This is a genomic window from Flavobacterium aquidurense (assembly GCF_001404985.1).
Classification (GTDB): domain Bacteria; phylum Bacteroidota; class Bacteroidia; order Flavobacteriales; family Flavobacteriaceae; genus Flavobacterium; species Flavobacterium aquidurense_B.
Genome location: NZ_JRLF01000006.1, coordinates 435,981 through 448,948 on the forward strand (window position 1 = coordinate 435,981; position 12,968 = coordinate 448,948).

Below are 12,968 nucleotides of genomic sequence, written 5' to 3' on the forward strand. Positions count from 1 at the left end.
AAAAAGTGGTATTTGCTTTGAACAATAAAATGTACAGCAAATACCTTTTTTTATTCGATTAACTTAACAAATATTAAAATGAGAAGTAAACCATTTAAAACCGGAAACTTGCTTTTTTATTTTGTACTTCTGCTTAGTTGCAAATGTATTGCGCAAGAAAGTGAAGCATCATTTAAACCACATCACCAACTGGGATTAGTGATTAGTCATGCGCATGTTTTTGAAGGAAGAAATGAGGAAGGAGATCGGGAAGTGTTGTCTTTGCCGGCATGGGGAATTGACTATACCTATCACTTTTATCAAAAATGGGCAATTGGATTGCATACTGATATTATTGTAGAAAAATTTAAAGTAGAAAAAAGTTTTCAAAAAGGCGACGAAAAAGAAACCGTTGAGCGCAGTTATCCCGTTGCTCCTGCCCTTATGGGAATTTATAAATTAACTGAACACTGGAGTTTTTTACTGGGAATGGGAGGTGAATTTGCCAAGGAAGAAAATTATCTGCTCACTCGCGCCGGTGTCGAATATGGTTATGATTTTTCTAAAGGATGGGAAGTTTTAGGAAGTATCGGCTATGATTTTAAATGGAATGCGTATGACACATGGACTATTGGAATTGGTGTTTCAAAAAATTTTGGAGAAAAACATAATTAGAAATTGATTAGAAATTGATGTCCGCATCCTACAAAATACAAATGCTATTATGTAACAAAAACATGCTGAAAAATAACTAATTTCGAGACACTTAACTAAATACATCAGTATGAAAAATTTCTTAATACCTTTAATATCAATTTTCTTTTTTTCATGTCAACAAAAAGAAAACAAGATTGCTCCTGTTTCATCTTCAGATTCAATTGTCACAAAAGATTCGGTTACTACAAACAAAATTGAAGAAGAAAACAAACAAACTGGCGATACTATCGTCCTGAATTTTAAAGACGAAAAAGGTTTTTACACAGCCGAAGGTTCACTGGATTCTATTCATCCCAGAATATATCTTAAATTTAATAATGAATATTCAGGCGAATTAAATGGAAAAATTATTCCCACTACAGGAAAGGGAAACATACGCTTTAACCAAATTATTTTTCCTGATAATACTTCAGACGGACCATTTGGAATGGATCTAAAAATAAACCTCACGCAAAAAGGTGATCATATTATAGTGGTTGGTCATTCGCAAATGGCTGATAATCCGTTTTGGGGTAAATTCAGAGTGCAGCTTGAGAATAAAAAACAATAATATTCATTACTTAACCTAGATTAATCGATAAGTCTTTTCTACCCCTGTAAATTTGTAAAAGAATTTAAATCAATAAAAAATTAACACAATCGAGATTTAAAACTCAAACATTATTTATAAAAGTTATTAACCTAAAACTAAAAGAAAGATGAGCACATTTACAGTAAAAGACGGAACAGAAATTTATTACAAAGATTGGGGAACAGGACAACCAATTGTTTTTCACCACGGCTGGCCATTATCCAGTGATGATTGGGATGCACAGATGATGTTTTTCCTAAAACAAGGATACAGAGTTATTGCACACGACAGACGCGGACATGGCCGTTCAGGACAAAGTTCTGAAGGAAACAATATGGAAACTTATGCAGCAGACGTAGCGGAATTAACCGCTGCACTGGATTTAAAAAATGCCATTCACATTGGTCACTCAACCGGTGGTGGCGAAGTAATACGTTATGCAGCAAAATATGGCAAAGAACGTGTTGCAAAAGCGATAATAATTAGTGCGGTAACGCCAATAATGATAAAAAACGAATCAAATCCTGATGGTGTGCCCTTGTCTGTTTTTGATGAGATAAGAGAAGGTACAGGATTTAACAGAGCACAATATTTTTATGATTTCCCAATACCATTCTACGGATGGAACCGCGAAGGAAAAACAGTTCAGGAAGGTATTAAACACAACTGGTGGCGTCAGGGAATGATGGGTTCTGTTTTGGCTCATTATGAAGGAATCAAAGCTTTCTCTGAATCTGATTTTACAGAAGATCTTAAAAGTTTAGATATTCCGGTTCTTGTATTGCACGGCGAAGATGACCAGATTGTGCCTTATAACCAAGCACCCAAAGCAGCTAAATTATTGAAAAACGGAAAACTAATTTCGTATCCGGGATTTCCACACGGTATGCCAACTACTGAAGCGGAAACTATTAATAAGGATATTTTAGACTTTATAAAATCTTAAGAAATAGCTAAAAACAGTATTTACTTTATCTCGTAAGCATTAATTATAATGTTTAGCAATTACTAGAAGAAGTATGTCTGTCCACAAAAAAACCTTTCATTTCTGAGAGGTTTTTTTTGTATTAAAAAGCTAAAATTTATACTGACTTTTGAGAAGATTGATATGTTGTAATCTTTTTAATTTATTTTTCTTTTTCTGTCCTCGTTCGGCTGCATACCAAACCAATCCCGGTTGGATGACCAATGCAAATACTCATTTCGCAATTGACGCAGCATTTTTTGAGAATTGTAATAGTAAACATTAAGCTCCGGTAATGCTACAGGAATCAATTCAGTTTCCCGGTTAACCGCTTCTTTTGGTATTTTAAGCGTTCCTAAATCTATTCTGGGTTCATATGGTTTGCGGATCTTATCGTTTACTTTTTTGAGGCCCTCATATTCATAGGTATGCTCTTTTAGCTTTTGATCTGTACTTTTTATTTTGGTTTCTAATTCCTCTCTTTCCAGCATCTCTTTTTTTTGTTTCTCTATTTCTTCATCAGTACTAAAATCCCATTCTTCAATCTCGTTGGTTTCATCCATTGCGTAGGGTTTTAAATAATTTTCTACACCGGTTAAAAAATGATCCAGCGGGAATTTTATACTGGATTCTTCTATAAAAACCTCTTTCATTTCTGTGCTTCTGGCATAGGCTTCCATAAAATGCAGGAAGAGATAGCTGTATTCTTTTTTTACTCCCTCATATAGATCGGTTCCCTCTATTTTATGGCCACGGGTTCCTGTTAGTTTTTCATAAACAGGAATACTCCATTGTGTTTTTACCTTTAGCTGTTTTTCGGTATACCAATATTGCCTGATTAAATCTTCCCGCAAAAGGTCAAGCCCTGCTATTTCTTTTAAAAAAATACTTTTGTCCGGAAAAACAGAGACATAATCGGTATCCTTTAAGCTGGTTCCTATTTCATCGATAACCTCTTTTTCGGTCATATAGGCTCCCCCAATATCACAATGCACCCCAGGAAAGTTTTTCTCGATATACCGGCCTTCTTTCTGTTTGATTCTGGTAAGGGCAAAGTTTTCACGATGTTCATCCTTGGCGGTAAAGTGAACTACTTTCTGGCAGTATAAATTGTTAAGTTGTGGTTTAGTGTTATAACCTGCACTTTTTTTCTCGGTTATCGCATTAAGATGTAATTCCTCGACATCATTATTAAAATGTGCCTGCCTGAACTTATGCAGTTTAAACCCTTCGTCTTTTACATTTCCGTAAGCATCATAATGGTCCCAAATACCGTTAAGCTCATAATAGGACGAAACCGTATCATAAATACCTACAAAGCGTATTGTGATTTCGATCTTTTTTAATTCATCAAAATCAAGCTCTGTTTTTTTAAGCAGGCTATATCCCAAATGCCCCATTTTGGGTAACTCTTCATTTTTTAAAAGACTTGTATCAACTTCATAATTATCAACATCAACATAAGCATTACGTACTTGCTGGATGCCTACTCTCCCGGATTGTAAACTTTTGGATTCTCGATATTCTACCCCGCACGGAATTTCTTTTTCTACCGCGTCCTGATACCCATAATCCAGATTTAGCTCATACACCAGATTTCTGGCTGTAGCAGCACCACGGCTAAAACCAAAAATATCGACCGTGATTTGAGCTATTTTGATTTCTTTTTTAGAAGTATTTTTCTTTTTTTCAAATACTTTATCTGCAATTTGCTCGCAGGCATAACGAACCCTGGCCCGTATCCCGGTTTGTCCGGAACCAAAAGCAAAACCATCCGTACTGTCACGCATCAGGTTATCGGTACCCATGCCCGGTACATAAATAGCATAATCTTCCTGCTCGCAGCATTGCCACATGCGCGCCACATTGGTATAGTCGTTGCTGTAACTGTTGTCCGTACCCATACGGTCCAGCCCAAATTCGTTTAATGCTATCCTGTGAGATGCCACGAGGTATTTAGTTTTTTCATCGATGGCCTTAAACTCAATTTCCTCAGCAGGGGTTTTATTGCGTTTAGAAAGCAATTCTTCTATTCTGCCTTTATTCTCTATTTTTTTATATTCTATTTCATCGTCAGTCTCCAGTTCCTTATTTCCTTTGGAATAGTCAATTTTGCCCTCTTTATTTGTACGGCTGTGCCTGGTACGCATCTCAGTATTGTCCTTGTTGTTTAGTGTACCGTCAATAAAGATCCCAAAAGTGAGGCGTAGTTCATCTTGTTTTTCTTCATCTTGACTGCTCCCTTCATTGTATGCAAACGATTTTTCCATAGCAACTATTCTTTTTTGTATTTCTCTGTTAATGATCTTGATTCATAAACTTCTAATTTATTCTTAAGTAATGATAGGGCATTAATTCCATTTTTCAATGTCACTCTTAAGTGTTCACTACCCGGATTTATTTTGATTTCAAGGTCTATATTTAGCTCGGGATTCTTTTGATGCAATTCCTTAAAAGCTGCAAAAATTTCCCTTTCATCAAAAAGAATATAACCTCCATAACCCTGTCCATTTTTATCCCACCAAGCAATACTTAATATTTTAGGGATTGCTCTTTCTTGATATTCATTTTTAGTAAACTCTTCCTCTAATAAAGTTTCTCTTTCTCCATTAAAAACAGTAAATGACACATCATCTAGCATTTTTCCTTCTTTAATAAATACATAAATAGGCCGCCAGCAGTATTTTATGCGATAACTGTCCCAAAGTCCGTACGGGATGGGTTTGTTTTTGTTAGCTTGCTGTACTTCCAGTGGTATAATTTTAGGGTTATTTAAAGTTCGTTCCCTGTCAGCAGGATCAAACAGCAAGTGTTCGTGACTGTCGAGTGATGCGATTTCTTTCGGGCTTATAACAGTTTTATACCCCTGGTAACGTCCTATTTCTACAATTTTTTGACCTTCTTGAAGCCACACTACCACTACTCCGCCAGGAGCAAAACCTACCGTAATGTGATTATAAGTGGTCATTACTTTTCCTCTTTTTCTGTTACTGTCCTGAAACCCTTCATTAAAGAGTTTGATCATTTTATCGTAATCCAGCTCCGTATCTATTTCGTACATGACATCCTCTACATACGAGTACCAGATGCAGTAAAGGCTTTGGGGAATGGGTTTTATGCCATAACTCATACCTGAAGAATTTTTTCCCCAATCGCCCTTGCCTGTTGTAGTGCCAAAACCAAAAATACTGGTACTGCTGTTGGGTGTTTCGTTTACTCCGTTTGATATTTTTGGGCCTTCAAGCCAGCCTCTGTAAACTTGTATAGGATATCCTAACGGACAGCTTAATCCTTCCTGCCATTTAAAATCTGTTTTCATATATAGTGTGTCTTTGGTATCAGGTTTAATATTCGTTTCTTTTTTTTCCTGACAGCAGATCGTCAGGTTGCTTATTGACATAAGCAGAAGAAAATATAAAGATGTTTTTTTCATATTCTTTTTAGTTTGTACCTGCTTTAATTATAAATTTTTATTGCCTGACTTGTTTTAGTATTTAAAAATCTGTCAGTACATATTTTAGCAAATAAGTGATTGTGTAAAAAATAAATTGCGAAGAAGGGTTTAGTAAATTAAGAGTAATGTTTTTCGCGAAATGACCTTTATAAGTTTTTAAAACAACAGAATAAGGTAACCGTAGTTTTAAATTTCATCCTTTGCAGGAAAAGGCAAAACACAAAAAACCTCCAAAATCATATGACTTTGGAGGTTTTTAAGTTTTGAGATGCTTAATCCCGTTTTGAAATTAGGTGTCTTACTGACCGTTTTTTACAATTCGGTATTTAGCATGTATCAAGATGTTTATTTTACATCAAACCACAATTTTGTAGTCAGTAAATCTTTTCCCTGAGCAGATACTGCCGTTTGGTAACTTGTTCCGTTTAGGGATTGTTCTGTACCGGGATAAAAGAAACGCGAAGGAATCTGTCCGTTCAAAACGGTATCAGGACCTGCTTTTAATACCGGGTAATCCAATCTTCTCCACTCTACAAAAGCATCAAGACCCTGCCCGAAGAAGGCAATCCATTTTTGCGTACCTATTGATTTTGCATAATTCGACGCATCGTATTTTACGGTTGGCTGATTTAGATAATTCGCTACAGTTGTTGCATTGGTAATTCCAAATTGATTCAGCGATGCCGTAATGGCATTTTTATAAAGCTGCTCAGCATCTCCTGCAATATAGCCACGGGCTACAGCTTCAGAAAGATTGAAAAGCACTTCAGAATAAGAAACAATTACAGCCGGTGATGCAGAAGTCAGGAAATAAGTTCCGGGTTTTGATGTTTTGGCAAAACCCTGACTATTTGCAGCACTGTTTGACAATCCATTGCCGCCGCCAACATATTTACCTACAGTTGCATCTGATGGTAATTGAGCATAAACAGGTAAACGCGGATCTGATAGTTCGTTTAGCTTATCAACCAATGTTTTCGAAATACGAAAATCATCTCTGGTTTCAAACCACGCCGAAGCCGGATTTTGCTGAGGAGAACTGATGTAAATAAACTGAAAAATGTCACTATTACTGCTAATTAATCCTCCGGCATCACTTGTAGCTTCTATCGCCGCTTGTTTTGCCAAAGCTGGTTCCTTGTCTGAAATTCTCAATGCGATACGCAAACGAAGGGAGTTTACCAGTTTCTTCCATTTTAAAACGTCTCCTTTATAAGCCAAATCACCGGTTACAGTTCCGTTTGCCGGACTTAATAAAGACTGCGCTTGTTTTAAATCTTCAAGCAATCCTGTATAGACTTCTTTTTGTGTGTTATATGCCGGCGTTACTTTTAGACCTGCTTCTTTATAAGGAATACTTCCATAAGCATCTGTCAACAATAAAAAGGTCCAGGAACGAAGGGCGAGTGCAATTCCTTTATAATTAGCATTTGCCTGCTGATCCGGGAAATTGATAATCGTGTTCAAATCTGTAATCAGGGTGGCATATCCGGTATTCCATAAAGAAACAAAGGAAGTGTTGGATACATCATATCTATCCGGCTCCGTATATTGAATTTTAGCCCAATGCTGAACAAACAGCAAAGAGGAGTTAAAGTTATTATCTGATCCCCAATATATATCAGCACCCTGTTTTAATGAGCCTGTTAATAAATAAGGTGCCAGAGGTGTTTCGGTTGCATTTGGATTTTTATTAATTTCATCCAGATTGTCGCTGCAAGAGACCAGTGATACTGCAAACAGCGTTATGTAGGCTAATTTTTTTAGCATGATTTCGTGTTTTTAAAATTTAAGATTAACATTAAGGCTAAAACTTCTCGTCGTTGGCAACGCAAGACTTTCTAATCCCTGACCGTTTCCGGTATTAAATGCTGATTCAGGATCGATATTTGGTACATCTTTGTAGATAAAAAACAAATTACGGCCTACAGCAGTGATACTTGCCCCTTGAAAGCCCAGCTTTTTAGCAAATGACTTATTAAAATTATAAGCCAGTTTTACTTCTCTTAATTTTACAAAAGTTGAACTGTAAATATAAGCTTCACTAATATTGTATGATGCTTTGTAATATTCCTGCGCACTAAGTATCGAAGTATTTGGAGTTCCGTCAGCATATACACCATTAAAGATCATTCCGTCATCATAAACAGGTACACCACCCGGAGCAGCAGCTCCGGCAGGAAGCAACGTTTTAGTAGTTCCGGTACTTGTTGTTGTTACATAGTAATTTAAACCTCCATTTGCAGCATCACGACCCGGAAGAGTCTGCTCTAAAACACCAGTATAATTTCCTGTTCTGTTCGTTCCTGAAAAAAGTTCTCCACCTACGCGGGCATCAACAAGAAATGAAAATTCAAAATTTTTATAGGTCAAAGTGTTTGTAACACCTCCCAAAAAGTCCGGAGTATAATGCCCTAATACTCTTTTTTGAGGATCTGCTTGTGGTAATCCATTTGCTCCCACTACTATATTTCCATTGGCGTCGCGTAAATAAGCTGTACCATAAAGCGCACCATACGCTTGTCCTACAGATGCCAGTACATCAACACCTCCAGAAGTGGCAATGGTATAGTTCTGAATCTGTTTTTCATAGTCAAGAACCTCTACTTTGCTTATATTCTTAGAATAATTTACCCCTACATTCCATTTGAAATTATCCGTTTGAACAGGAGTTCCATCCAACTGAATTTCGATACCGTGGTTGTTTATTTTACCTGCATTGATTAATTGTGAATCATAACCACTAGCATTAGTCGTTTTTATTTCCAGAATCTGGTCAAAACTATTCGTGTTGTAGTAAGCAAAATCAAGGTGTAATCTGTTTTTCCAGAAAGAAGATTCTAAACCTACTTCAGTAGAACGGGTTGTTTCCGGTTTCAGGTTTTCATTCAGTTTCTTTTTAGATGAAGTCTGAATTGGGTTTCCGTCAAACGCAGTCTGAAAATTATAAACTGTATTCAATTGGTACGGATCTGCATCATTACCAACTTCAGACCAACCACCACGTAATTTTAAGAAATCAAGTGTGTTACTTTTTATATTCAAAGCATCAGATAATACTAAACTTCCACTAACAGAAGGATAAAAATAAGAACGGTTACTGCTTGGTAATGTCGATGACCAGTCGTTACGTCCGGTTACGTTTAAAAAAGCATAGTTTTTATATCCCAATTGTGCCGAAGCATAGGCACTGTATACTTTTAATTCTGAGAATACATTTGATGAAGTCAACGGATCTCGAGAATTCGTCAAAGTATATAAATCCGGAACAGCCAAACGCGGTGCTTTTTGATAATTGTTTGCATCACTATGATTACGTACGTTGAATCCGGCAAGCGCATCTACGCTAAAATCATCATTCACTTTTTTAGTATATTGCAAAATACCTTCTGTATTTCTCTCGTCTACAGTATAAGCATCTTCCGCATAGGATCCAAAAGGTGTTCCGTTTGTACCATATTTAATCGTGTATTTTCTGCGGTCATTATAATAATCAACTCCAGTGCGGAATTTAAAAAGAAGACCATCAATAATCTTTGCTTCTAAATGGATATCTCCTATAAAACGGTTACGTTGTTGACTGGTAGTGTTATAATAAGCATTCCAATACGGGTTACTATAATAACTGTTATTCCAGTTTACATCTCTATTATTTCTAAGCTGATCTGTATCTACCTGACGCCCGAACCAAAGAAACTGAAGCATTACACCCGCAGCACGGTTACCTGATGGTCCGCCCGGTAATGTTGGCGCCGTAGTAACAATATAATTTCCTGTTACCCCTACTTTTATGCTTTTTGTTATTTGATAGTTTGTATTTACAGTAAAATTAGTTTTGTTTATTTCACTGTTAGGTACTGTTCCTAATTGCTTTTGATTGTTTACTCCTAAACGAAAATCTGATTTCTCATCTGATTTGGCGATAGAAATACTATTATCATACGTAAGTCCTGTATTAAAGAAGTTTTTCACATTATCAGGATGAGCCACAAAAGGTACAGCTACTCCATTCGAATTAAACTGAGGAATAAGACGTCCGTCCATTTTAGGTCCCCAACTTTCATCAACCCCATCATTAATTCCGCCTCCTTTACCATCTACATAACTAAATCTTCCATTTGATCCTTGTCCAAATGTATTTTGAAATTTAGGCAAACTCGCCACTTGAGAGATTGTGATACCTGAATTAAAAGTTATTCCCAATCCTTGTTGGCTTTTTCCTGATTTTGTAGTGATAAGAACCACACCATGTGCAGCACGTGATCCGTAAAGTGCAGCAGCATTTGGTCCTTTTAATACTGTTATTGTTTCGATATCCTGCGGATTCAAATCGGAAACTGCATTTCTAAAATCGCGCGACGCTACAGCCCCACCAGCACTGCTCAACTGTGAGTTATCTACCGGAACTCCGTCGACTACAAATAATGGCTGGTTGTTTCCTGAAATAGAGGTTTCACCACGAATAATAATACGTGAAGATCCCATATCTCCTTGTGAATTCGTGATACGTACTCCTGCGAGTTTACCACTAAGACTGTTTAAAAAATTGGTCTCTTTTGTGTCTGACAATTCCTTGCCTTTAAGTGACTGAGTGGTATATCCTAATGATTTCTTTTCTTTTGTTATACCCAATGCTGTAACCACAACTTCAGATAATGCGTTTTGTTCCTGAGTAAGGGCAACAGTAACCGGATTTGAATTCACCACGATTTCTGTTTTTTTATATCCCAAATAACTCACGATTAAGGTATAAGGAAACTTTTGTCCGGTCTGGAAATAAAACTTTCCATCAAAATCTGTTACGGCACCGTGTGTAGTACCTTTTATGTTTATTGAAGCGCCAATAACAGGCTCTTTTGTAACGTCATCGATTACTATTCCTTCAAGTTTGGACTGAATTAACGGCTTGGTTTCCTGAGCTTTAATTCCTATGGAAATTAACAAAATGCAAAACCATGCATATCTATTTAATTTTTTTTTCATTACTTTGTTTTAGTTTAATAATAAGGTGAGCCGAAAACGGATTTACTCTATTCTCGCTTTCCTTACAGAGATGTACAATTTCTTTAAGCTTCGCCATTTCTGCTGCAACAGAAATGGTTTTTTTATCTGCAACACATTCGTTTTTTCATTTTTACTTATTTTTGAATTACTATTATTTTGAAAAGGTTTCTACAAGATTTTAACCCTGAAATTCAGGCTCCGTCTTATTAAATATTTTTGTGATTTAGATTTTGAAGAATTTTCAACAGCAGCAAATTATAAGGCTTAGATTGCGAAATGGTTATTGCCTGCTCAAAAAATGAAAATTTATATACTGCTTTTTATTGTTTTGTTTTAATCCTATTTTAAATTCTACCAATTTGATAGAACAAAAGTATGTTAAAAATATTAACCCTAAAATTTTAATCGTTTTTTTTGTAAAAAAAATGTTAATTAAAATTTTACTAAAATTTTAGATCTCTGTAAATAAAGGACTTAGCACATATACCATTTTCTTTAGCGTGTAAGATTTTTTTTAAAACTATAGCAGCGAATACTCAATACTACTACTAAATTCGCGCTCTTAGTAGTACTAAAACGATTTAACAATAAAGATTACATTATAAAATTTTCGATTATTTTTAAATTCTCTCCTACTTCGTAATCTTTAATTAATTAAGAAATATGAGAATCACAGGCTTTGAAATCTAAAATAAAGAACATCAAATACTTAGAAAATCATATGAGAAACCTGAAAAAAATTAAGATATTACTTATTAACAATTTTAAATAATAATCAGATATATCTTGTTATAAATTATATTTAATGTATAAATTGTGCACACTAAATGGACTAATTATTAACATTAAAACTATAATAAATTCTTCATGAAAAATTTACAAGAAGCATCAGATCGCTGGAAAAAAGAAGGAACCGAGTACAAAACCGCCATTAATGAATGGCTGGATATTATCTACATTCAAAAAGAAAATCCAACAACAGAATGTCCCGAAGAAACCAGAAAAGACATGGGAGATTATGTTCTGGAACAACTCATTGAACATAACAACAATGGCAAGCACAAAGAATTTCGTGATTTGTTTCCTCCTGATAATGATCCGCTTTCTGATATTTTAGATGATTCAATGTGGTACAAAGTACGAAAAGTAGCCATATTAGATGATAATCGAATAATAGCGAAATTAGGAGATTATTATGAATGGCAGGGTGTTTATAGCATTAAGGATGACGAAATAACATTATTAGATGACTTAATTGGGTTTGGTTTTAGTGAGAATAAAAAATACTTTGCAAAAGTTTATCATGCCAAAATTGAAGTACACGAAGGCTGGGACGGAGCAATAATAGCCGCTTTTGATTTGCCGGACAATCTGACTATCGAACAACTTCAATACGAAAGTATAGAAGTTTTTTCTACAGGTAAACAAGTTGTGTTAATCACTTATAACGGTATTTTTGTAATTAATGAAAATGGTTTTGAATTAATTCACGGAAGTCTTCTGGCAGATCAAGAAACCGAAGGTGATGAAGAAGAAGAAAACGAAGAAGAAAACGAAGAATATGAAGAAGAATCTAAATACCAATTTCTTCATTATCCACATGCTGCCCTTTCGCCTGATGATAAATACATTACCGTAGGATCGCAGAGTTCATCGCATATTGTGCTGATGCAGCAAAATCAAAAATGGGTAGAAACTGCCAATATAGAACAACGCTCATCTTATCCTAATATAGCGTGTTTTAATTATAAATTTCAACCGCCTTTGCTTGCTTTGAGTTCTTGCCATTTTTCACGCAGCGGAACTTTGGGTGTTTTTCTGGACAAACTTGAAGGTTTGCAAGCTTCCGGTTATGATATGGATAGCGATGCACTTTTTGTTGTAGACGACAGAAGATGGATATTTAGTATGTATGCGTCAGCTCATGGATTTTATCTGGGATCAAATGATGGTTATTTATGGCTAAAGGTAAGTGATGAAAAATCACATTACACACATATAGGCGGCACAATTATGTCTATAGATGTCGCACCAGACAGGCAGCATATTGTTTTGGGTACAGCATCAGGACAAATAATTGTATTGCGCTGGGAAAATATAACACCGGTCGAAGGAAAAAACAATCGCGTAGATCCTTACCTTATTACAAACTTACCGGTGGTCGACGAAAAAAGATACCTTTTCAGGAATGGAAATGAACCTTTGATCTGGTAATAAACAGTTTAATTACACTTTAAAAATATTTTAAAAAAAATGCTAAACTTAATTGTTTAGCATTT

Annotated in this window: 8 protein-coding genes; 4 read left to right on the forward strand and 4 right to left on the reverse strand. The window is 35.6% G+C overall.

Annotated features, from left to right (window positions below; translation table 11 throughout):
• Positions 1-78: 78 nt before the first annotated feature.
• From RC62_RS03530 to RC62_RS03540, 3 genes are all read left to right on the forward strand, one after another.
• Complete coding sequence (locus RC62_RS03530; protein ID WP_055092658.1) at positions 79-654, forward strand: hypothetical protein; 576 nt, start codon at positions 79-81, stop codon at positions 652-654.
• A 109-nt stretch (positions 655-763) separates the two neighbouring features.
• The gene (locus RC62_RS03535; RefSeq protein ID WP_055092660.1) at positions 764-1,246 is read left to right on the forward strand and encodes a hypothetical protein; all 483 of its coding nucleotides are present in this window, start codon (positions 764-766) and stop codon (positions 1,244-1,246) included.
• Positions 1,247-1,394: 148 nt separating this feature from the next.
• Positions 1,395-2,213 (forward strand): alpha/beta fold hydrolase, encoded by an 819-nt coding sequence (locus RC62_RS03540; RefSeq protein WP_055092662.1) that lies wholly within the window; start codon positions 1,395-1,397, stop codon positions 2,211-2,213.
• A 176-nt stretch (positions 2,214-2,389) separates the two neighbouring features.
• On the opposite strand, the gene RC62_RS03545 is transcribed toward RC62_RS03540, so the two are convergent.
• From RC62_RS03545 to RC62_RS03560, 4 genes are all read right to left on the reverse strand, one after another.
• Entirely contained in the window at positions 2,390-4,501 is a 2,112-nt protein-coding gene (locus tag RC62_RS03545; RefSeq protein ID WP_055092664.1) for a T6SS phospholipase effector Tle1-like catalytic domain-containing protein, read from the reverse strand.
• 5 nt (positions 4,502-4,506) lie between these two features.
• Positions 4,507-5,664 (reverse strand): DUF2931 family protein, encoded by a 1,158-nt coding sequence (locus RC62_RS03550; protein ID WP_055092666.1) that lies wholly within the window; start codon positions 5,662-5,664, stop codon positions 4,507-4,509.
• 366 nt (positions 5,665-6,030) lie between these two features.
• On the reverse strand, positions 6,031-7,455 hold the full coding sequence (locus RC62_RS03555; protein ID WP_055092667.1) for a SusD/RagB family nutrient-binding outer membrane lipoprotein: 1,425 nt from the start codon (positions 7,453-7,455) through the stop codon (positions 6,031-6,033).
• A 12-nt stretch (positions 7,456-7,467) separates the two neighbouring features.
• On the reverse strand, positions 7,468-10,668 hold the full coding sequence (locus RC62_RS03560) for a SusC/RagA family TonB-linked outer membrane protein (protein WP_055092669.1): 3,201 nt from the start codon (positions 10,666-10,668) through the stop codon (positions 7,468-7,470).
• 888 nt (positions 10,669-11,556) lie between these two features.
• On the opposite strand from RC62_RS03560, the gene RC62_RS03565 reads away from it, so the two are divergent.
• Positions 11,557-12,903 (forward strand): hypothetical protein, encoded by a 1,347-nt coding sequence (locus RC62_RS03565; protein ID WP_055092671.1) that lies wholly within the window; start codon positions 11,557-11,559, stop codon positions 12,901-12,903.
• The last annotated feature ends 65 nt before the right edge of the window (positions 12,904-12,968 follow it).

Bases quoted from the DNA above. Each gene is read 5' to 3' on its own strand.
- RC62_RS03560 (WP_055092669.1), bottom strand. From the start codon at position 10,668: ATGAAAAAAAAATTAAATAGATATGCATGGTTTTGCATTTTGTTAATT.
- RC62_RS03565 (WP_055092671.1), top strand. From the start codon at position 11,557: ATGAAAAATTTACAAGAAGCATCAGATCGCTGGAAAAAAGAAGGAACC.
- RC62_RS03550 (WP_055092666.1), bottom strand. From the start codon at position 5,664: ATGAAAAAAACATCTTTATATTTTCTTCTGCTTATGTCAATAAGCAAC.
- RC62_RS03545 (WP_055092664.1), bottom strand. From the start codon at position 4,501: ATGGAAAAATCGTTTGCATACAATGAAGGGAGCAGTCAAGATGAAGAA.
- RC62_RS03530 (WP_055092658.1), top strand. From the start codon at position 79: ATGAGAAGTAAACCATTTAAAACCGGAAACTTGCTTTTTTATTTTGTA.
- RC62_RS03555 (WP_055092667.1), bottom strand. From the start codon at position 7,455: ATGCTAAAAAAATTAGCCTACATAACGCTGTTTGCAGTATCACTGGTC.
- RC62_RS03535 (WP_055092660.1), top strand. From the start codon at position 764: ATGAAAAATTTCTTAATACCTTTAATATCAATTTTCTTTTTTTCATGT.
- RC62_RS03540 (WP_055092662.1), top strand. From the start codon at position 1,395: ATGAGCACATTTACAGTAAAAGACGGAACAGAAATTTATTACAAAGAT.